A 21,179-nucleotide genomic window follows, 5' to 3' on the forward strand; every position below is an offset into this window, starting at 1 on the left:
GCTACCCATGATGCACAGGTCCACCGGTGTCGGTCGCTGCTAATCCGCGACTCGGCCGCGTTTGGACAGGCAGTGTCACCCAGCGCTCGGCGGCGGCGATTATCTGCTCGAGCTGCTTTGGGGATGGCTCGGGTGTGCGCGCATCCGGCGGGGCGAAGGGCGCGCGAATTAGCCACTCGGCATCCCGGCCCCAGTCGAATCCGCTCGGATCATGCGCGCTCAGCCAGTCGAGCCAGGCTTGCCCGTGCAGGCCGGCACAGGCGGCGCGACCATGGCGCGCCATCGCGATGCGCCGCAGCAACGCCGAGCTTGCCGCGGCCAGCTCGGGTGCCGAAGCCTGCCCTGCGGCTTGGCGCAAGCTCGTAAGCTCGCGCGCCGCCGCGCGCTGCCACGCGGGTCTGAACAGCCACTGCAGCAGCGCATCAATCCGCGCGCGAATGGCATGCGCGCCCGGCCACCACCGCCACAGGATTACCAGTAAGGCCAGCAACCCGGCAGCCACAAGCCACCAGCCGGGCGCCAGGGGCCACCAGGGCACCGAGTCGATGCCGTGAATGTCGCGCAAGGGTGCCTGCAGCAGGGCGGATTCGGTCATACCAGGGACCTCATCGCGGCGGCGAGCGACCGGGCAAGCTGCCGGCAAGCGCGCGCACCAGGGTCAGGTGGATGTCCTGATCAGTGCGCACCGGTAGCACCAGCACACGCAGGCTCCGGGCGAGCGCCAGCAAACGCTCGCGTCTTTCCTGCCAGGCCTGTTGGTACCTTGCGCGAGCATTCGCATCGCTGGTATCGATCTCGATGCCGGCGCCGCCCGGGTCGCGAAAACGCATCCGGCCCATGGCAGGCATATCCCAGTCGGACGGATCATCGACCGGCACCAGCACGACCGCATGGCGCTGCATCAGATTGCCGAGCACCGGCTCGAGTTCCGCGGCGGGGCGATTGAAGTCAGCGATGACAAAGATCAGCGACCCGGTTGGCAACCCACGCGTGGCGCGCTGCAATGCGCCCGCCAAGCAGTCTTGCATGGCACCGGCGGAGTCGGTCGGCTCGGTCAGGGTGCGCAGCAGTTGCCATAGGGCACGGCGTCCGCGCGATGGGCGAAAATGTTGCAAGCCTAAGGAGGGATTGCCGAACACCAGTCCACCCACCCGGTCGTGCAGGCGGCTCGCGGCCCAACCGATGAGTGCCGCCGCGCGCGCGGCCTGCAGCGATTTGAAAGTGCCGCGCGTGCCGAAGGCCATGCCGGGACCGTGATCGACGCAAAGCACGACGCTGCGTTCGCGCTCCTCGCGAAACACCTTGAGATGCGGCTGGTCGGTGCGCGCCGTAACTTTCCAGTCCATGCAGCGGATATCGTCGCCCTCGCGATATTCGCGCACTTCCTCGAAGTTCACCCCCATGCCGCGGAAGATCGACGCATAGAGTCCGGCAAAGCTCGAGTTCACCAAATGATGGGACGACAGCCCCAGAGCACGCGCCTGATGGCGCAGTTCGAGGAGATCATCCAGCTGCGGATGGAGGCTGCTCATGGGGATCTGGGAAGCTGGGTAATCTGGGGGGGGAATCTGGGCGAATCTGGGAGCGAGTTTGGGAGCTCTGGGGCGGGCCTCAGGGAATCGCGACCTGACTCAGAAGGCGGCGGACCAGATCATCGGTCGTCACCCCATCGGCCTCGGCCTCGAAGGTCAACAGCAGGCGATGACGCAGCACTTCGGGCGCGACCTGCTGAATGTGCTCTGGGGCGACGAAGTCCTCGCCGTCCAGCCAGGCTCGCGCGCGGGCGCAACGTGCCAGCGCGATACTGGCGCGCGGCGAGCCGCCGAAGCGACACCAGCGGGCCAGATCGGCATCGTATGCCTGCGGCTGGCGCGTTGCCTGCACCAGATCGACGATATAGCCGTTCAGCTTGGGGTCGAGGTAGATCGCGGCGACCCGCTCGCGCAGCGCAAAGAGATCGGCCTGGCTCAGGCAAGGCGGTGCATCCGTTGCGGGTTGGTCGGTCCCATCGCGCGCATCTTGAGCCTTACCCCCAGGGCTGGGGTTTGGACTGCGCGCGGCATCCAGCGCGAGAATCTTGAGCTCCTCCTCGCGGTCGGGGTAGGTGACCACTGCCTGCATCAGAAAGCGGTCGAGCTGCGCCTCGGGCAGATGATAGGTGCCTTCCTGCTCGACCGGATTTTGCGTCGCCAGCACCATGAACAGCGCCGGCAGCGGATAGGTGCGCTGCCCGACGGTAATCTGATGTTCCGCCATAGCCTCGAGCAACGCCGACTGCACCTTGGCCGGTGCGCGGTTGATTTCATCGGCCAGCAACAGATTATGAAAGAGTGGGCCTTCGCGGAACTCGAACGCGCCTTTCTCGTGGCGGTAGATGTCGGTGCCGATCAGGTCCGATGGCAGCAGATCCGGCGTGAACTGGATGCGGTGAAAATCACCCTCAATCGCATCCGCCAACGCCTTGACCGCCGTCGTCTTGGCCAATCCCGGCATGCCCTCCACCAGCAGATGGCCGCCACTCAACAAGCAGATCAGCATGCTGTCGATAAAGCGCTGCTGACCGATCACACGCGCGGCAATCGCCTCGCGCACAGGTGTCAATTCCGCTGGAGTCATGGCACAAATGCTCGCGATGAGGTGATGGGCAGGTGATGGGAAAACCACCGCGCCGCGCCCAAGTTGTGGCGGCAAAACAGACGGTCACACGCTGCCGAAACTGTCGGCGAGCGGGTATCCTGAGCCTTTCGATCAACCGGCGCAAGCAATCAGCACAGGCATACCAAGACACTATGTCATCAACCCCGTGCAGACACTGGACAGAAACTGGGCAGACACTGGGCGGGGCCATGGCTGCGAGCACGCTCTTAGCGATGCGACTAAGGCATGCCCACAAGCCAGCCGTTACCCTGGGCTATATACTTGTAGAAACGAAATTTTTTCTCCTTCACAATAGCGGAAATACGGCGATGGACCTTCCCCTCTAAGCAACGTCAAGACCATGCAAAGCATCATTGAGGAGCTGCAACAAGCCCGCCAGCGCATTGCTGAGCTGGAAGCACGCTTGGGTTCAGAAAAGCAGTACAGTCATCTCACCAAGGTGCTTGGCACGCCCAGCAACATTGCTCTCGCGCAAATATGCGAGCACGCCATTGCCAAAATGGGCGCATGGGAACTCGACGCGCGCACCCTGGAGGTGACCTGGACCGAACAGACCTGCGCCATTCACGAGCTTCCTCCCGGCTACAAGCCCGATCTTCTCGAGGCCATCAGCTACTACCACCCAGAGGACCGCGCCAAGGTATCCGATAGCGTGCATGCGGCACTTGAGCATGGCACGCTCTACGACATCGAGGTCCGGCTTATCACGGCCAACGGCCGCCGCCGTTGGACGCGCACCATCGGCAAACCGGAATACGAAGACGGCCAGGTGATCAAGCTCGTCGGCGCCTTTGAGGACATCACCGAGCGCAAGGCAAACGAAGAAGCCCTGAAACGCTCAGAAAAGCGCCTGAAGGACGCCCAATCCGTCGGCGGCTTGGGCGACTGGGACTGGGAGCCTGCAACCGACACCATTACCTGGTCCGAGAATCTTTACCACATTCTCGGCCTGCCCACCGACTACCCGGTGCCCCGTTATCAGGAACAGCTCGCGCTCTACCACCCCGAGGATGCACAAAAGCTGCATGAAGCCGCCATGCGCGCGCTGGAAGACGGCTCACCGTTTGAGCTCGAGTTGCGCCGAACGAATCCCGACGGTTGCAAGAAGCACTTGCTGATTAAGGGTATTTGCGGTCAGGCGGAGGACGGCAAGACGCTCCGTCTTTACGGCTCACTACTCGACATCACCAAACTGAGAGCCGCTGAAGCCGCCCAATGGGAAAGCGAACAGCGCTTTGCCCTCGCCTTCCATAAAAGCCACGCCGCCATGGCGCTGGTTACTCCGGATGGGCGCTTTCAAGACATCAACGAGCGGCTCTTCACCCTGTGCGGATACACGCGCGAGGAACTGCTCAGCGAGGCCATCCTGCTGCTGACCCCTGCCGAGGATCGCGAACTCGCGAAAAGGCGTTATCAGCAATATATCGCGGACGGGCTTGACGGCTACGAATGCGAGAAGCGCCTGCTCACCAAGGACGGCCAGATATTCTGGGGGCTCCTAACCGTCTCCAGGGTCACGGACGCAGCCGGCGACCTGCTCTACTCGCTGTTTCAATTCCTTGATCTCACCCCTCTGCAAGAGACCTACCGTGAGCTGAACCAAACCAAGGAACAAGCCGAAACCGCCGAGCGGGCCAAGTCCGCACTGCTGGCGAACATGTATCGCAAAATTTCGCGCTCAGCGCGCCGAGCCGCGGGCGCGCCCGAGCCAGAGCTTCCCGAGCCACAAGCACTCACGCCCCAAACCGGCAATCCAATGGAACTTTCGCCGCAAACCCCTGCCGCCGATCAATACAGCGCAAGCCAAGTTCCCCTGGAGACGCCAACGCAAGGCCAGCCAAACTCCCGAGTCTTGCGCACCCTGGTGGTGGAGGATGATTCCATCAGTTCAAAAGTCCTCGCCGCACTTCTCGGCAAATGGGGCCACACCGTTGTCACCGCCTGCAATGGCCGCGAGGCCCTGAACAAACTTACCGATCACACCTTCGATGTGGTTGTGATGGACGTGCAGATGCCCGAGATGGACGGGATTGAAGCGACCCTGGCGATCCGCGCCAACAAGAGCAACCGCCTGGATTCATCCATCCCCATTATTGGCGTCACTGGCCATGCGCCCAAGGGGTATCGGGAGAAATGCCTGGCCGCGTGCATGGATGACTTCTTGCCCAAACCCATCGAAGCAGACAGCTTGCAAAAAGCCCTGGAGCGCGTGATCGCCAAGCGCGACCGGCGCCAAGGCAAACGGCCATGAGGCACTGGTGTCGGGTGCCGGACCTCCAGCGAAACCCTACAGCAGAAACAGGGTCGCCAGACCAAGAAAGGACGTGAAACCAACCACGTCGGTGACCGTGGTGAGAATCACGCCACCGGCCAGGGCTGGATCGATGCCGAGGCGCTGCAGCAGCAGGGGCAAGAGCGCCCCGGTGAAGGTGGCGGCGAGCAAGTTGAGCGCGATGGCCGCGGCGATAATGAGCGCGATATCGCCACTACCAAACCAAAGCAGCGCAATGGCGGCCACAACCAGCGACCAGATAACGCTGTTTAACACGGCAACCGCCATTTCCTTGCCGAGCAGCCAGCGGATGTTTTTGATCGAAAGCTGACCGACGGCAATGCCGCGAATGGCGAGCGTAAGCGTCTGGGTACCGGCGATGCCACCCATGCTGGCAACAACCGGCATCAATACCGCAAGCGCGACGATTTGCTGAATCGTGGCCTCGAAACGGCCAATCACCCAGGCAGCCAGAAAGGCTGTGAGCAGATTCACCCCCAGCCAGAGCGCGCGCCGCCGGGCGCTGAGCAACACCGGGGCGAACATGTCCTCGGTCTCACTCAAGCCCGCCTGGCCCATGAACTGGTGTTCCGCCTCTTCGCGGATGAGGTCCATCACGTCGTCAACCGTGATGCGCCCGAGCACCTGGCCGTCGTCGTCGATAACCGGCGCTGAGACCAGGTCGTGCGCCTCGAAGCGCTTGGCCACATCGCGCGCGCTGGTGGTGACCAGGATGGGCTGCACATCAAGCGTCATGACCTCAGCGACGGATTCGTCCGGGTCGTGCGTGAGCAGCTCAGTCAGGTACAGAATGCCAAGATACCGCCCAGCGCGATTGACCACGATCAGGTTATCCGTGAGGTTTGGCAGCCCCTCCTTGTAGCGGCGCAGAAAGCGCATCACGACATCGAGCGTGACCTCTGGGCGCACGCTGATGGTGTCGCTGTTTGCCAGCGCACCCGCACTGTCCTCAGGGTAGGCGAGTGTCTTCTCGAGGCGCTCGCGGCGCTGCTGGTCGAGGCTGTTTAACACCTCCCCGGTAATGGTGCTGGGCAGATCGCGCACCAGCGCGGCAAGGTCGTCGGAGTCCAGGCTCTCAGCCGCAGCGAGGATGCGGTCCGAGCTCATGCGACTTAGAATGTCGTCGCGCACATCGTCGTGCAGATAGAGCAGCGCCTCGCCCTCGATGCTCGGATCGACCAGCTCCCACAGCAGCTGGCGCTGCGCCGGCGGCAGGGACTCGATCACATGGCCGATTTCGGCCGGATGCAGCGCATTGAGCATCCGCTGGGCTTTTTTGACCGAGCCGGAGTCCAGCACGGCATGCAGCGCGTCGATGCGGTCGTTGAGGGGATTGCTCTCGGGTTCCATGCGACGGATTTCCTGGCTGTTGGGAGTTAGGCTGTCTCGCGTCCATGATGCGGGCTGCGCGCTCGCATCAAGCCGGCAACAAAGTCAGGGGCCAGCAGCGGTGGTCAACCACCGATATGGTAACGCTCCATCAGATAGCACAGACAGTCCTGGCGAATGACACGCTCGTCATGGGTGAGCATTGAAGGCATTGCCGGGATGCGCAAGCGCAGCTCGCCCTGGTCGAGTTCGAAAAAGCGCTCGCCAACATCCTGCCCATTCTCGTCGCGAACTTCCAGGACATCACCGCATGCCTTGCGCAAGGTGCCAAAGCGCGTCCCGGGCGCGAGCTCGCGGAAGTTGTACCGCTCCAGCTCCGGCGACAGCAGCAGGGCGACATCGCGCGGGGGAAAGCCGAAATCAACGCCCGGCGCGATCTTGACCTGAGCCACGGTGTGGAACAGGTCAATCTCCTGGGGCGGCGGCCAGTCGCTCGACAGCGCCTCAAGGTCCAGGCAAGCATCGATGTAATGGCGTGCGTGCTCGATGCCGAGCTGCTGACCGGCCTTGCCGCATTCTAGCGTCACCGCCGGACAGAGCTCGGCCAGCGCCTGTGACTGCACCCCGCGCGGGCGCACGAAGTAGACCACGGTGCGAGAGAACAGGGCGGCAAGCTGCAGGTAGCGCGGATCGATAAAATTGACGCAGCCATAATGCGGATTATTGCCGGTGTTGTTGTGCAGATCGATGCTGGCAAAACAGCCGCGCGCGGCCATGCGCTCGACCACCTGCGCCATGAGTGCATGCTCGGGCGTGGGCGGTAGTTCGCTGCCCGGCCAGACACGGTTGAAATCCGGCTGCTCGGGCAGGTGGCGCAGACCCACGGCTGCGGCAGCCGGGTTGCCGATGAACAGGCTCAGCGCCCGTGGCAGACGCCCTGCTCCCTCTGGCCCGAGGCGCTCGCGCAGCACCAGGCGCATGGCGTCCCAGCCGACGCTTTCGTTGCCGTGCATCAGCACCGAGACGAACAGCGGCGGCTCGCGCTCCCCTGGCAGATGGATCAGCGCCGGGCCACCAAGCACGGAGAACAGCTGGTGGCTGTCGCAGTCAAGCAGACGGGGCGGAAGTTGGTCGAGCTCGATGAGGATCACTGATGGTGGCAATGGCTGTCGTCGGTTTCTGGTTGTGTGCTTGCGCGATTGGGCGCTTGGGCGTGGCGAGCTCGCCCATCAAGCAAGACCTCGTCAGCCATCGGCGCGCAGCGGGTGCAGCGCGGGGCTGATGGTGGAATTCCTGCTGGCTAATCGAGCGTCCATTCATGCACCGGGCGGGCGCTTTCCTGCTTGGCCAGATAGGCTTCGGTCAGGTCTTCCCAGCGCATGCCATGGCGCGCGACCCAGGCACATTGCCAGGCGGCACCGGTGCGGCCGAGACGGGCGCGATTGGCGATGATATCCAGCCAGTGGCTGATCTCCCCGCGGTCGACGCCGAGCCGGCGCAGACCCTCGCGCGCGAGCGGCAGCAGCTCGTCTTCGATCAGGCGCGCGACCGGCACCTCATCGCCACCATACCAGACCAGGCGCGCCTGCATGCCATGCTGGGCGGCGCGATAAAAGTTGCGCTTCGCCTGCCAGAAACGCAGGCGTTCCTCCGGTGGCTGCTCGAGGTCCGCCAGCCCATGCAAGGCACCGATGAAGAAGGCTGCATTGGCAAGGTTGTCCGCCACCGTCGGGCCAGCCGAGAGCACGCGATGCTCCAGGCGCAGATGCGGCTGTCCGTCAGGCTCGAAGCCGATCAGCGGACGATTCCAGCGCCAAATGGTGCCATTGTGCAGGCTCAGGTGGGCCAGAGCCTCCGGCGGTGCATCGATGAGCTCCGGCAGCAGCGCCGGATAGCGGCTGACATTGGCGCGAAAGCATTCCATCACCGAGCCCTTGGCGTAGCGCACACCAAAACCAAAGCGCTCGCTCAGCGCCGGCCCACCCACGGACACCGCCTGCTCGAACAACGGAATCCGGCTCTCGGCCCACAGCTCGCGCCCGAACAGCAAGGGAGAATTGGCCCCCACGGCGACCATGGGCGCGGACAGAATCTTGGCCGCGTTGTAGTAGCGCGCCGACTGCGCCGGGGCGATCTTGATGTGAAGTTGGCAGGCGGTTGCTGCGGCTTCCAGCATCACATTGGGCTGCAGCAGCTGGACTTGCTCCTCGCCGCTGATATTGACGCGGATAGGCAGGTCCCCGCGCAGCGAAAATATCTGCTCGTTCAGCGCGCGGAAGCGCTCGCGCTCGGTCATGCGCGCGAGGGATAGATGATCGGGCCGAAGCGTGGGCAGGATGCCGATCGCGATCAGGCGGGCTTCAGCGGCGGCAGCCGCGCGTCGGCAGCGGCTGATGCGCGCTTCGAGCTCATCGGCGAGCTGACTGAAAGCCCCGTTGCCGAGGCGGCGCGGCGCGGTATTGAGCTCCAGGTTGAACTGTGCCAGCTCGGGCACCACCAGCGGGTCGTCGATCGCGGCGAGCACTGGCTCGATCGCGTCCGCCGGCGCGGCGTGGCGGTCGATCAGATAGACCTCAAGCTCAATGCCAATTTCTTTGGGGCCATCCGCGAGTGCGCCCTCGGCAAAGAGTTGCGCAAGCAGTTCGGTCTCCCGCTCCAGCCGGCGCTGAAACTCCGCGAAGTCAGCGGGCGTGAATCGGCTGTCGCTGATCTGATGGCCCATGCGCGTTTCTCAATAGCTATACCGGGTGGCGAGCAGTTGCTCAAGCTGCCCGAGGCGTTCGGGCGTGCCAATATCCATCCACTGGCCGCGGTGACGATATCCACCGACGCGCCCGCTGTCCATCGCCTGCCGCAGCAAGGGCGCAAGCGGAAAAGCCCCCGGCTCGCAGTCGGCAAAAAGCGCGGGATGATAGAGCCCAACGCCGGCGAAGGTCAGCCGCCGCTCGCCCTGATTCGACACGCGCTGATGGGCGGTGAGGGCGAAGTCCCCTTGCGGATGCTGCGGAGGATTCTCGACCAGCGCGAGCGTGGCGAGATCCCCCTTGGCGAGGTGCAACGCGCCATAGTCGATATCGGAGAAGATATCGCCATTGGCGACCAGAAAGGGCGCATCACCAAGCAAGGAAAGCGCCTTGAAGATGCCGCCGCCGGTCTCCAACGCCCGGCCCTCCCCCTCCGGCGAGTAGTGAATGCGCACGCCAAAGCGCTCACCGTCACCCAGGGCTTGCTCGATCAGCGCGCCGAGATGCGCGTGATTGATCACCAACTCGCGGAAGCCGGCCGCCGCCAGGCGCTCGATCTGATAAGCGATCAGCGGCTTGCCCGCCACGGGTAGCAGCGGCTTGGGGGTGGTGTCGGTGAGTGGGCGCATGCGCTCGCCGCGCCCGGCGGCCAGAATCATCGCCTTCATGGCAGCACCGCCGGGCCGGCGCCCGCCCCAGCGCGCCGGCTCCCGGAATCTGCATCAAGCAGCGTCGAGATCGTCAGACTGCCGAGCACAAAGCACAGGAACATGAAAAAGCCGATGGCCAGCCGGGTGCCGTTGGTTGTCAGAACATCCAGACTGCTCGCCGCGCCCTGCCCGCCCGCGAGCGCCACAAGCTGGCTGTCGATCAAACCGTCAAAGCCGATAAATGCCATGAAGATCGCCACCACCAGCACATCGGCCATGGACCATTTACCCGATCGCAGCGCGAAGAAGCGCACCAGCGCCCAGCCGCGCCCGCCAGTGGACTGATCGGACTGGCGATAATAGATCAGACTAGCCAGAATTTTGAGCGTCGGGAACACCAGACTGAAGAGCGTGATCAGCACGGCGACCAGCAGCATATCCGGCTTGCCGGTGCGCGCGAGCAGTGCCAGCACGTCCATGATGCTTTTGCTTTGAAAGTAGAGCACCTGATCGGTGAAGCGCACGGGTTGATCAAGCAGCAGAAAGCTGAGCTCGGTGATGCGGGCTTCGATCTCCAGCATGGGCGTGAGCACGCCCGCGGCCAACAGCACGAGGACGGCCGCCGTCAAGATACCCAAGGACTCTGGCAATAGGCGTCCGCTGCGACGCCTAAAGGCAATGGTGAGCGCAAAGAGCGTCGCCACCAGCCCCAGGACCAGCCAGGCGCGCTGCCGGCTTTGGCCTTCCAGCGCGGCGCTGCGCGCGTTGAGCCGATCCACACAGGTCACGCCGGTGTCGCAACCATAACGCATAAGGATGGCGTTGAAGGCGCTGTAATCCACTTCCGCCAGACTGGTGGCCGCCGCCTGATTGAGCAGACGCTGCGAGTAGACTTTCAACTCGGCCTTGGTTTGGGGTTGCTCAAGCTCGTTGAGCAGCTGATCGGCGTAATATGGCACGCGCGCGCGCAAGCTATCGAAGTCGATCAGCCACTCCTGAACCTGTTGCTGCAGCCCGCCCTGTACCCGCTCGAGCCAGTTATCGCCGGATTGATTACGCCGGCGCATATAGCCCTCAACCTCCACCAGCAGGCGATCGAGGATGCGTTCGACGGAGTGCTTCAGGCGTGGGCGGCTTTCCTCGGTGATCTCGAAGGTGTCGATCTTGCGGGCGAGGATGTCGCCCACCTGCTCCACCCAAAGCTCGGCATTGAACAGACCGTATTTGACATCGCGCAGCTCGGCCAGCGCGGATTTGTCGTCTTGCAGCGCGCGCAGATCAAGAATTAGCAAGCCCGCCAGCCACAGCGACAGTCCGAGCAGCAGCATCGACACAACCGCGACGGCCACACGAGGGACGGCGGGCACTGGCGCTCCCGGCGCGGTCACGACGCCCTGCCCAATGTTCGCAACTGGCGTCGCAAATGGCGTCGCAAATGGCGTCGCTCAGCCGCGCATGGAATCGAAGAACTCACCATTGGTCTTGGTGTTCTTGAGCTTGTCGACCAGGAATTCCATGGCTGCCAGTTCATCCATCGGATGCAGGATCTTGCGCAGAATCCACATCTTCTGCAGCTCGGCCTGGGCCATCAGCAGCTCCTCGCGACGGGTGCCGGAGCGATTGATGTGAATTGCCGGGAAGATGCGCTTCTCAGCGATGCGCCGGTCGAGGTGGATTTCCATGTTACCGGTGCCCTTGAACTCCTCGTAGATCACATCGTCCATGCGCGAACCGGTGTCGACCAAGGCGGTGGCGAGGATGGTCAGGCTGCCGCCCTCCTCCACATTACGCGCAGCACCAAAAAAGCGCTTGGGCCGCTGCAGCGCATTGGCATCCACACCACCGGTCAGCACCTTGCCCGAGGATGGCACCACGGTGTTGTAGGCGCGCGCTAAGCGGGTAATGGAGTCGAGCAGAATGACCACATCGCGGTTGTGCTCAACCAGGCGTTTGGCCTTCTCGATGACCATTTCGGCGACCTGCACATGGCGAGTCGCCGGCTCATCGAAGGTGGAGGAAATCACCTCGCCGCGCACCGAGCGGGCCATTTCGGTGACTTCCTCTGGCCGCTCGTCAATCAGCAGCACGATCAGGTCGCAGTCGGGATGATTGTGCCCGATCGACTGGGCGATGTTCTGCAGCATCATGGTCTTACCCGCTTTCGGCGGGGAGACGATCAGGCCACGTTGGCCACGACCGATGGGTGCGACCAGATCGATGATGCGCGCGGTGATGTCCTCGGTGCTGCCATTGCCGATCTCCAACCCGAGCCGCTTCTGCGGGAAGAGCGGCGTGAAGTTCTCGAACAGGATTTTGTTCTTGGCGACCTCGGGTCGGTCGAAATTAATCTCACTGACCTTGAGCAGCGCGAAATAGCGCTCGCCATCCTTGGGCGGGCGAATCTTGCCTGAGATGGTATCCCCGGTGCGCAGCGCAAAACGACGAATCTGGCTTGGCGAGACGTAAATATCATCCGGTCCGGCGAGATAGGACGCATCGTCGGAGCGCAGAAAGCCGAAACCGTCCTGGAGAATCTCCAGCACGCCGTCGCCAGAGATATCCTCTCCGCGCTTGGCCTGCACCTTGAGGATGGAAAAAATCAGGTCTTGCTTGCGCGAGCGCCCAACCCCTTCGATCTCCATGGACTGTGCCAGTTCGACCAAGCCCGGGATGGGCATTTTCTTCAGTTCGGTGAGATTCATTGCAGTGCTCGAAAACCGCATGAAGGAATCCGACACCCGGACGCCCACGACGGGCCGGCGGATGCGGTGCGGGAATTAGGCGGAGGAAAGGGCGGGCGCCCGCAGGGACGGCCGCATCGTGGTGTGGCGCGCTGCCGGGAGAGCCTGGCGCGCGCGATTGATTGTCGCGATCATCGCCCCTGGCCTGCCGGGAGGCAGCGGCTCAGAGGTTGCTGTCGATAAAGGCGGTGAGCTGGGACTTGGAGACGGCCCCGACCTTGATGGCCTCAGCCTCACCGTTTTTGAACAAAATCAGCGTCGGGATGCCGCGCACGTTAAACCGCTCGGTCACGGCGCGATTCTCGTCGATATCAAGCTTGGCGACCTTGATACGCTCGCCGTACTCATCGGCGATCTCTTCCAGGATGGGGGCGATCATCTTGCAGGGGGCGCACCAGTTGGCCCAATAGTCGACAAGGACCGGGGTCGTGGACTGCAGAACATCTTGCTCAAAGCTGTCATCCGTTACATGGAGGATTTTCTCGCTCACAGTGTACAGTCTCCGTTTGTGTGGTAAATCAGCATGGTTGTGGGTGGGATTCTCTCAAGCCGCGAGCCCTTTCCGGCTATTTCGTGGATCGGCGCCGATGGGTGGATCGGCGCCGATGGTTGACGGGAAGCCGTCTTTTGGCTGCAAAGCCTGCGCAGGGGAACTGGAGTCGAAGTGCCTAGAGTCGAACTGCTCAATGCGTATGCCAACAGAGGATGCTTGGGGAATCTCTCGGGGAGAAGCCCTCGGGGGAAATCCCTCGGGGGAATTGGAGGCCGGGAGATCGGGTCTGGAACCTGAAACCGTAAGCCAGAACCTGAACCAGAGCCTGAGTGGGGACCCGTCAACCGAGGGCGCGGGTTCGCGTTGCTTCGTACCCTCGGGTTAAGATGCTATTTCAGCCAAAGATTTCAACTTTTGCAAGTCCTGTCGCCAAAAAGCGGCAAATAATCGGAGCAACAACAGTTTTTCATGTCTGAAACCCATCTGACCGAGACCCGATTCGACAGCTTCGCGCTCGACTCGCGCATTCTCGCCGGGCTGCAGGATGCCGGATTCCAGCATTGCACGCCGATTCAGGCCCAGGCACTCCCCATCGCGCTGACTGGCCGCGATGTCGCCGGGCAGGCGCAAACCGGAACCGGCAAGACCGCCGCCTATCTTGTCGCCGCGCTGCATCATTTGCTGCGCGATGCCCCGGATTCGGGCCAGCGCCCCGAACCGGGCCCGCGGGTTCTGATTCTGGCCCCCACGCGCGAGCTCGCGGTGCAGATTCACAAGGATGCCGAGGTGCTGGCCAAGCATACCGGTTTTCGCCTAGGCCTTGCCTACGGCGGCACCGGCTATCAGCAGCAGCGCGACGAAATCGCCGCCGGGGTGGACATCCTGATCGGCACACCCGGGCGGCTGATCGACTACTTAAAGCAGCGGGTGTTCGATCTCAAATCCATCTCGGTGGTGATCCTCGATGAGGCCGACCGCATGTTCGATCTCGGCTTTATCAAGGACATCCGCTTCCTGCTGCGGCGCATGCCACCGCCGGAAGAGCGTCTCGGCATGCTGTTCTCCGCCACCCTGTCCTACCGGGTCACCGAGCTCGCCTACGAGCACATGAACGACCCGCTGATGGTCGAGATCACCCCGGACAAGGTGACCGCCGATCGCGTCACTCAGTGCTGCTACATGGTCGGCAATGATGAAAAAATCCCGCTGCTGATCGGCTTGCTGCGCCGAATCGACGACGGGCGTGTGATGGTCTTCATCAACACCAAACGCCAGGCCGAACTGGTGTGGGGCTATCTGGAAGGCAATGGCATCGAGTCCGCAGTGCTCTCCGGTGATGTGCCGCAAAAACAGCGCCTGCGCCTGCTGCGCCATTTCCAGGAGGGCAAACTGCCGGTATTGGTGGCCACCGACGTGGCCGCGCGCGGGCTGCACATTCCGGATGTCAGCCACGTGGTCAACTACGATCTACCGGAAGACGCGGAAGATTACGTCCACCGCATCGGGCGCACCGCGCGCGCCGGCGCGGCAGGCGATGCGATCAGCTTTGCCTGCGAGACCTACGCCTTTTGCCTGCCAGAGATCGAGGACTACATCGGCGCGAAAATTCCTGTTGAAGCAGTGAATGCTGAGTTGCTTGCCGAGATCGATCCCTCAAGCCGGGTGCGCCCGCCGCGGCGCGAGACGCGCGACAGGGATGGCAAGGACGGACGTCGGCATGGGGGGCATGGTCATAAGCACAAGCACGACTCAACGCATAAGCACGAGTCAAAGCACAGGCACGAGTCCAAGCATAAGGACGAGTCTGAGCACAAGCATCCGCACAAGGCGGAAGGAAAAGCCGAGACAGACGCGGGGGAGAAGCCGAAAAAGCGCAGACGGCGGCGTTCCAAGCCTAAGTCGGACCGACCACCGCAGGGCGACGGTTCAACATCTCCAACTGCTGCGTCCTGAACTAGACCCCGGTTTGGAACTGACGATTTGGGCTTGTTTTGCGTTTTGGGCTTGTTTGGGGCCGGCTCATGAAACTGCCAGCATCAGCCGAGCAAACTGAGCTCCGCAACCAGCGGCGCGAAACCATGCTCCGCTGGGAATTCCGTGATCTCGGCGGGTGGCGCGGTGGAGTCCGGCTGCAGAATGGCCAGTAGCCAATGGAAGCCATAGGCCCCCGCCGCGCGCAGTACGTCGAGATTGTCATCGACGAACAGCGTGCGCAGCGGGTCGAAGGGCTCAATGGCCTGCACCGCATCCCAGAATCCTTCGGCTTCTTTGGGCTGCTTAAGATCATGGGCGCAGATGACACGGTCGAAATGCCCGGCCAGGCGGGTACGCTCCATTTTCAGCTCCAGCGAGCGCGGATGGGCGTTGGTGACCAGCACCCGACCTTTGCCGCGCGTCGCCAGGAGTTCCAGAAACTCCGGCACATGCGGGTGCACGGCGATCAGGTGATCCACCTCGGCCTTCAGCAGTGCGATGTCCAAGCCAAGCAGCTCGGTCCAATGATCCACGCAATACCAAGCCAGAGTGCCGCGTTTGGCCCGGTATTGCCCGAACAGGAACTCCCGCGCCTTGTCCAAAGCGATACCTTGGGCCTCGGCATAGCGCTTGGGCACGTGCTCAAGCCAGAAATGATTATCGAAGTGTAAATCGAGCAGGGTGCCGTCCATGTCCAGAAACACGGTATCGATGGCGTCCCAGTCCCGCGCTTGCGCATGATGCGCTTCCCGGTCAGGCTCTGCAGTCTGCGTTATCATCAGAAATTTCCAGAATCTTCACTCGTTCAATGCGATGTCAGGAATGCACCATCAGCCTTCATCAATCGCCACGGCCATGCCATTGATTTCTCTCCCGGGAACCGAGTCACGCGGCAAAGGCACCAGCGCGCGTGTAACGACCACCCTTGCCGTCCTGATCAGCCTGCTGGCCATGCTGTTTGGTGCCGCGATGCTGTCCAATACGGCAATGGCTGGTGCGGAGCTGACTGACAAGGCCGCGGCTGACAAGCTAACCTCTGACGCGGCAGCGGCTGAAAAGGCGCCAACTGACACCGCACCAGGTGACACCGCACCAGGTGACACCGCACCAGGTGACACTGCACCAGATGACACCGCAACAGCCGACGCGCAACAGGCCGACCAGACTGATCCGGAGGCCTCCTTCGATGACAGCCCGCGCGCCACGCAACTGACCTATCCAGACTGGTTCAATGATCCTTTCCTTGATCTGCCGGCCGATCTGAAGGCCGCGCGCGAAGCGGGCAAGGGCGGGCTGATTTTGTACTTCGGCCAGAAGCGCTGCGCCTACTGTCACCGACTGATGGATGTGAATTTCGGGCTTGAGGACATCGTCGCCTACACCCGGCGCCATTTCGACGTGGTGCCCATCGATGTTTGGGGCATCGCCGAGGTGACCGACCTCAACGGCAAGACGCTCACCGAGCGCGAGCTTGCGCAGCGCAGCGAGGCGGACTTTACCCCGACACTGGTTTTTTATGACGAAGACGGCGAACTGGCGCTGCGCCTGCGCGGCTATTATCCGCCCTATCAGTTCCGCGCGGCACTCGAATATGTTGCCGATGATCATTTCCAGCAGGAGTCCTTCCGCGACTATCTCGCCCGCGGCGATAACCGCATGGTCTTCGACGAGCAGGATCTCAACGATCAGGCCTTCTTCTCCGCCCCGCCCTATCAGCTCGACCGCAGCCGCATCGCCGCCGAGCGGCCGCTGGTGGTCTTTTTTGAGCAGGGCAATTGCCACGCCTGCGACGTACTCCATGGCGACGTGCTGCAGCAAGCCTCGCTGGCCGAGCGCTTCGAGGAGCTTGATGCCGTGCAGCTTAACATGTGGTCCGATGAGCCCGTGGTCACACCCCAGGGCGAGGCCACCACCGCCAGGGAATGGGCGGAACAGCTCGGCATTTTCTACGCCCCGTCGCTACTGTTTTTCGACACCCAGGGGCGCGAAATCCTGCGCCTGGACTCAGTCACCGGCTTTTATCGCCTGAACAACGTGCTCGACTTCATCCTGAGTGGCGCCTACCGCGACGAGCCAAGCTTTCAGCGCTGGCGCAGTGACCGCGGAACCTAGCTGCTCCTTAAGCTGAATGCACGCTGAGTGATATCATCAGTCGCAGAATTTCTTGACATAATCCTCGTACTCGGCGCGCTTGTGGCGCAGTCGCTGGCCCTCGCTAGCTGTGTAGCCGGCGCGAAGCTTGCGATTGACCTGCTCGATCTGATGTTGTTTTTTCAGGCACTTTTCTTCCCAGCGCCGATCGGCCGCAGCGTCTTTACGCGCATCGCTGCTCGACTCGGCGCTTGAGCTTCGAGGCTTGCGTTCAGGCTCATCCTTGAAGACATCTGCCGGGTCCGGCGGCGTCCAGCCGCTGGGCCGGTCGTCAATCTCCAGCAGTAGACTATCGTCACGGCCATGACAGGGAAACTGGCGAAACTCAATGCTCCCATCTGTTGCCGTGCAACGATAGACGCTTGGTTCCGTCCCCTTGGCCGCTGGCGTGGTCAGGACAAAAACCAGCCCGGTGGCAACAACCGCCAGTGAACACAATAATGACCAAGACTGTCGTAAAGGCCGATGATGGTGCATTCTGGTGTCCTCCTGCTTTGCGAGGGCTCAGAAATTTTAGCGCCCAGACAGGTGATCAAGACAGGTGATCGAGAGAGGGCGCGGATAGAGGGCGCGCTTGGTTGACAGCTATTCTGACACCATCTGGCCCCGGCTGTACATGGCAGCACTGATCAAACAAGACACAGAACGCCGACAACTTTAGATTTGCTCGCATTCCATCGAATTTCCTTCCCAGATTCACAGAGGTTTCAGCATGCAGAGTCTTTACATTGCCGGCGCTGGCTCGGGCAGCGGCAAGTCCGTGGTCGTGCTTGGCTTCATGGAAATGCTGACGGCCATCAAGCAGCGCGTCGGCTTTTTCCGCCCCATCGTCAATCGCGATATCGACGAGGACAATCTGACCACCCTGATCCGCCATCGCTATGACCTGCCCTTCGGCAATGACATGCTCTACGGCTGCTCCGCGCAGCTGGCCAGCGAGCTGGTCGCCAGCGGTCACTACGATGAGCTGCTCAAGCTGATCCTGAACCGCTTCAAGCTGTTGGAGGAGAAATGCGACCTGGTGCTGTGCGCCGGCACGGATTTCGACGGTCTGGTACCGTCACTCGAGTTCGACTTCAACGCCGATCTGGCCAATAACTTCGGCTGCACCATCGTCGCCGTAGTCAAGGGGTTCAGCCGCGGGCAGGAAGAAACGCTCAATTCTGTGCAGCTCGCGCACGAGTCGCTGATCAATCGCGGCGGCGATCTGCTGGCGACCGTGGTTAATGGCGTCCATCCCGATATGGTCGATAGCGTGCGTCGGCGCGCGCAGGCCGCCGTGCCCGATGCCGAAACCGTCTATGTGCTGCCCTACACCAGTGCGCTGGCACAGCCGACCATCGGCGAGATCGCCAAGATGCTTGGCGCCGAGTGGCTCGCTGGAGAAGCCGACGGCCACACCCAGGTGGTGACCAACTACAAGGTCGCGGCGATGGAAGTGCCGGATTTTCTCGGCTATGTCGAGGACGGTTGCCTGATCATCACCCCAGGCGACCGCAGCGACATCATCCTTGCCAGCCTGGCCGCCGACACCTCGACCACCTACCCGCGCGTCGCCGGGCTGTTGCTCAGCGGCGGACTCAAACCCGCCCCGAACGTGCAGCGGCTGATCGATGGCCTGCGCCGCAGCAAGGTGGCCATGCTCAGCGTGCCGATCGACACCTTCAGCACAGCGCTGGGCGTCCACCGGGTGGAATCCAGTATTCTGCCCGGGGATGACCGCAAGATTGCCGCCGCGCTCGGTCTGTTCGAGGACCACGTCGATGTCGCCGACCTGCGCCAGCGCATCTTCAAGCATCATTCGGTGCGGGTGACGCCGCTGATGTTCGAATACGAGCTGATCCATCGCGCCAAGTCCGAGCGCAAGCGCATCGTATTGCCTGAAGGCACCGACGAACGCATCCTGCGCGCGGCTGAGATTCTCACTCTGCGCGGCGTCGCAGATCTGACGCTGCTTGGTGATCCGGAAAAAATTCGCCGACGCATCGGCGAGCTCGGCCTGCATCTCGACGACATCGCCATCATCGACCCGGTCAGCTCGCCGAAGCGCGACGAGTACGCCGCCGTCTACTTTGACCTGCGCAAGCACAAGGGCATCTCCGAGCAGATGGCCCGCGACGCGCTCGAAGACGTGAGTTATTTCGGCACCCTGATGGTGCATGTCGGCGACGCAGATGGCATGGTCTCCGGCGCCGCGCACACCACCCAGCACACCATTCGACCCTCGTTTGAAACCATCAAGACCAAGCCCGATACCAAGCTGGTTTCGAGCGTGTTTTTCATGTGCCTGGCCGATCGGGTGCTGGTCTATGGCGACTGCGCCGTGAACCCCAATCCTGATGCCGAGCAACTCGCTGACATTGCCATCACCTCTGCCGGCACGGCTGCGGCCTTCGGTGTCGAACCACGCGTGGCCATGCTGAGCTATTCCACCGGGGCCTCCGGCAAGGGCGCGGATGTCGAGCGGGTGCGCGAGGCAGTGGCCATCGCTCGCAAGCGCCAGCCGGATTTGAAGCTCGACGGCCCGATTCAGTACGATGCGGCCGTCGATGCCGTGGTGGCGCGCTCGAAGATGCCGGAAAGCGAAGTCGCCGGTCGCGCCACGGTGTTCATCTTCCCGGACCTGAACACCGGCAACAACACCTACAAGGCGGTGCAGCGCAGCGCCGGCGCGGTGGCCATCGGCCCGGTGCTGCAAGGCCTGAACAAACCCATCAATGACCTGAGCCGCGGCTGTACCGTGACCGACATCGTCAACACGGTCGCCATCACGGCCATTCAGGCGCAGCAGGCATCGGCCCTGGCGTTGCAGGCCGCATCCGATAACAGCGTCCCGGCCGCTCCGCCCGAATCCACCACCTCATCCGCCTCACAGGAGGCTTCCGCATGAAAGTTCTGGTTCTGAACGCCGGCAGCTCGTCACTCAAATTCCAGCTGTTCGAGATCGACGGCTGGCCGGTGGTTGCTTCTGGCAACATCAGCCGCATCGGCGAGGATGACGCCCTGCTCAACTTTCGCTGGCAGGACGAAAGTGGCCAGACGCAAACCTTAGACGAACATCACCCGATTGACTCGCATCACACCGCGCTTGAGCGCATCGTCGCGCACCTGCGCGACACGGGCGCCTTGGCCGATCTGGCTGAGCTCAAGGCGATCGGGCACCGAGTTGTTCATGGCGGTGAGGCCTTCCATCTGCCGACCTTGATCGATGACGATGTTATCGTCGCGATTCGCCAGATGATCCCGCTCGCACCCTTGCACAATCCCGCCCATCTCGATGGCATCCTGGTGGCGCGCGAACTCTTCCCCGGGGTGCCGGAGGTCGCGGTCTTCGATACCGCCTTCCATCAGACCATGCCGCGCACAGCCTATCGCTACGCCATTCCGGATTATCTCTACCGCGAGCATCAGGTGCGCCGCTATGGCTTTCATGGCACGTCGCATGCCTATGTCGGCAAACGCGCAGCCACCATGCTCGGGCGCTCGTTCGAGCGCAGCAATCTGATCACCCTGCATCTCGGCAACGGAGCCAGCGCCACCGCCATTCGCAACGGCAGCAGCGTAGACACATCCATGGGCATGACGCCACTGGAAGGCCTGGTGATGGGCAGTCGCTGCGGCGATATCGATCCGGCCGTGGTCTTCTACCTCGCCAAACATCTCGGGCTCGACAATCAGCAGATCGACGACATGCTCAATCGTCAGAGCGGCCTGCTTGGGATTTGCGGCCTGAACGACATGCGCGAGATTCATCGCATGATCGAGAACGGCGACAACAAAGCCGAACTGGCGCTCGGCATGAGCTGCCACCGGCTAAAAAAATACATCGGCGCCTACACCGCCGTCTTGGGTGAGGTGCATGCCGTCGTGTTCACCGGCGGCATCGGCGAGAACGATGCCGAAACCCGCGCGCGCGCCTGCGGCGGCCTCGAGCGCATGGGAATTGTGCTAGATGAGGCCGCGAACCGCAGCAGCGCGCGCGGCGAGCGCATGATCAGCACCGCCGACAGCCCGGTCAAGGTCCTGGTGATCCCAACCAACGAGGAGCTCGAAATCGCCCAGCAAACGGTCGAAGCCGTGGGTTGAGCGCGGCGCGGACGCGAATTGCGTTTCAAGAGAGAGGCATCGCTGAGTATCGTGGGCACA

17 protein-coding genes are annotated in these 21,179 nt (G+C 62.5%); 5 read left to right on the forward strand and 12 right to left on the reverse strand.

From position 1 onward, the window contains the following. Window position 1 precedes the first annotated feature (1 nt). The 3 genes from Thiosp_RS17460 to Thiosp_RS17470 form a co-directional block, all read right to left on the reverse strand. On the reverse strand, window positions 2-595 hold the full coding sequence (locus tag Thiosp_RS17460) for a DUF4381 domain-containing protein (protein ID WP_201068344.1): 594 nt from the start codon (window positions 593-595) through the stop codon (window positions 2-4). A gap of 10 nt (window positions 596-605) precedes the next feature. After that, window positions 606-1,532, reverse strand: a complete 927-nt coding sequence (locus Thiosp_RS17465) for a DUF58 domain-containing protein (RefSeq protein ID WP_201068343.1) — start codon at window positions 1,530-1,532, stop codon at window positions 606-608. A 79-nt stretch (window positions 1,533-1,611) separates the two neighbouring features. Then, window positions 1,612-2,616 (reverse strand): AAA family ATPase, encoded by a 1,005-nt coding sequence (locus tag Thiosp_RS17470; protein WP_201068342.1) that lies wholly within the window; start codon window positions 2,614-2,616, stop codon window positions 1,612-1,614. 382 nt (window positions 2,617-2,998) lie between these two features. Here Thiosp_RS17470 and Thiosp_RS17475 point away from each other — a divergent pair, with 382 nt between their 5' ends. Then, entirely contained in the window at window positions 2,999-4,909 is a 1,911-nt protein-coding gene (locus tag Thiosp_RS17475) for a PAS domain S-box protein (protein WP_201068341.1), read from the forward strand. Between the two features lie 36 nt (window positions 4,910-4,945). Here Thiosp_RS17475 and mgtE read toward each other — a convergent pair whose 3' ends face one another. The 7 genes from mgtE to trxA all read right to left on the reverse strand — a co-directional run bounded on the left by mgtE (window position 4,946) and on the right by trxA (window position 12,905). After that, a complete protein-coding gene (gene mgtE, locus Thiosp_RS17480) occupies window positions 4,946-6,301 on the reverse strand; it encodes a magnesium transporter (protein WP_201068340.1) in 1,356 nt (451 codons plus the stop codon). 104 nt (window positions 6,302-6,405) lie between these two features. Next, window positions 6,406-7,428 carry a M14 family metallopeptidase gene (locus Thiosp_RS17485; RefSeq protein ID WP_201068351.1) on the reverse strand — a complete coding sequence of 341 codons (1,023 nt, stop codon included), beginning with the start codon at window positions 7,426-7,428 and terminating at the stop codon, window positions 6,406-6,408. Window positions 7,429-7,580: 152 nt separating this feature from the next. Continuing rightward, the gene (locus Thiosp_RS17490) at window positions 7,581-9,002 is read right to left on the reverse strand and encodes a glutamate--cysteine ligase family protein (protein WP_201068339.1); all 1,422 of its coding nucleotides are present in this window, start codon (window positions 9,000-9,002) and stop codon (window positions 7,581-7,583) included. Between the two features lie 9 nt (window positions 9,003-9,011). Then, window positions 9,012-9,692, reverse strand: coding sequence for an N-acetylmuramate alpha-1-phosphate uridylyltransferase MurU (murU, locus tag Thiosp_RS17495; RefSeq protein WP_201068338.1), 681 nt, complete (start codon window positions 9,690-9,692; stop codon window positions 9,012-9,014). Next, on the reverse strand, window positions 9,689-11,041 hold the full coding sequence (locus tag Thiosp_RS17500; protein WP_201068337.1) for a paraquat-inducible protein A: 1,353 nt from the start codon (window positions 11,039-11,041) through the stop codon (window positions 9,689-9,691). The genes murU and Thiosp_RS17500 overlap by 4 nt, the downstream gene beginning before the upstream one ends. Window positions 11,042-11,119: 78 nt before the next feature. Further along, complete coding sequence (gene rho, locus Thiosp_RS17505; protein ID WP_201068336.1) at window positions 11,120-12,376, reverse strand: transcription termination factor Rho; 1,257 nt, start codon at window positions 12,374-12,376, stop codon at window positions 11,120-11,122. A 202-nt stretch (window positions 12,377-12,578) separates the two neighbouring features. Further along, a complete protein-coding gene (gene trxA, locus Thiosp_RS17510; RefSeq protein ID WP_201068335.1) occupies window positions 12,579-12,905 on the reverse strand; it encodes a thioredoxin TrxA in 327 nt (108 codons plus the stop codon). A gap of 471 nt (window positions 12,906-13,376) precedes the next feature. On the opposite strand from trxA, the gene rhlB reads away from it, so the two are divergent. Then, complete coding sequence (rhlB, locus tag Thiosp_RS17515) at window positions 13,377-14,861, forward strand: ATP-dependent RNA helicase RhlB (RefSeq protein WP_201068334.1); 1,485 nt, start codon at window positions 13,377-13,379, stop codon at window positions 14,859-14,861. 83 nt (window positions 14,862-14,944) lie between these two features. Here the strand turns inward: rhlB and yrfG are convergent, their stop codons facing one another. Next, window positions 14,945-15,661, reverse strand: coding sequence for a GMP/IMP nucleotidase (yrfG, locus tag Thiosp_RS17520; protein WP_201068333.1), 717 nt, complete (start codon window positions 15,659-15,661; stop codon window positions 14,945-14,947). Window positions 15,662-15,737: 76 nt separating this feature from the next. Here yrfG and Thiosp_RS17525 point away from each other — a divergent pair, with 76 nt between their 5' ends. Then, window positions 15,738-16,994 (forward strand): thioredoxin family protein, encoded by a 1,257-nt coding sequence (locus Thiosp_RS17525; RefSeq protein WP_242518832.1) that lies wholly within the window; start codon window positions 15,738-15,740, stop codon window positions 16,992-16,994. Window positions 16,995-17,030: 36 nt separating this feature from the next. Here the strand turns inward: Thiosp_RS17525 and Thiosp_RS17530 are convergent, their stop codons facing one another. After that, on the reverse strand, window positions 17,031-17,471 hold the full coding sequence (locus Thiosp_RS17530; protein WP_323696580.1) for a hypothetical protein: 441 nt from the start codon (window positions 17,469-17,471) through the stop codon (window positions 17,031-17,033). A 274-nt stretch (window positions 17,472-17,745) separates the two neighbouring features. Here Thiosp_RS17530 and pta point away from each other — a divergent pair, with 274 nt between their 5' ends. After that, the gene (gene pta / locus Thiosp_RS17535; RefSeq protein WP_201068331.1) at window positions 17,746-19,923 is read left to right on the forward strand and encodes a phosphate acetyltransferase; all 2,178 of its coding nucleotides are present in this window, start codon (window positions 17,746-17,748) and stop codon (window positions 19,921-19,923) included. Further along, on the forward strand, window positions 19,920-21,119 hold the full coding sequence (locus Thiosp_RS17540) for an acetate/propionate family kinase (protein WP_201068330.1): 1,200 nt from the start codon (window positions 19,920-19,922) through the stop codon (window positions 21,117-21,119). The genes pta and Thiosp_RS17540 overlap by 4 nt, the downstream gene beginning before the upstream one ends. Window positions 21,120-21,179 lie beyond the last annotated feature (60 nt).

This window comes from Thiorhodovibrio litoralis (genome assembly GCF_033954455.1).
GTDB classification, from domain to species: domain Bacteria; phylum Pseudomonadota; class Gammaproteobacteria; order Chromatiales; family Chromatiaceae; genus Thiorhodovibrio; species Thiorhodovibrio litoralis.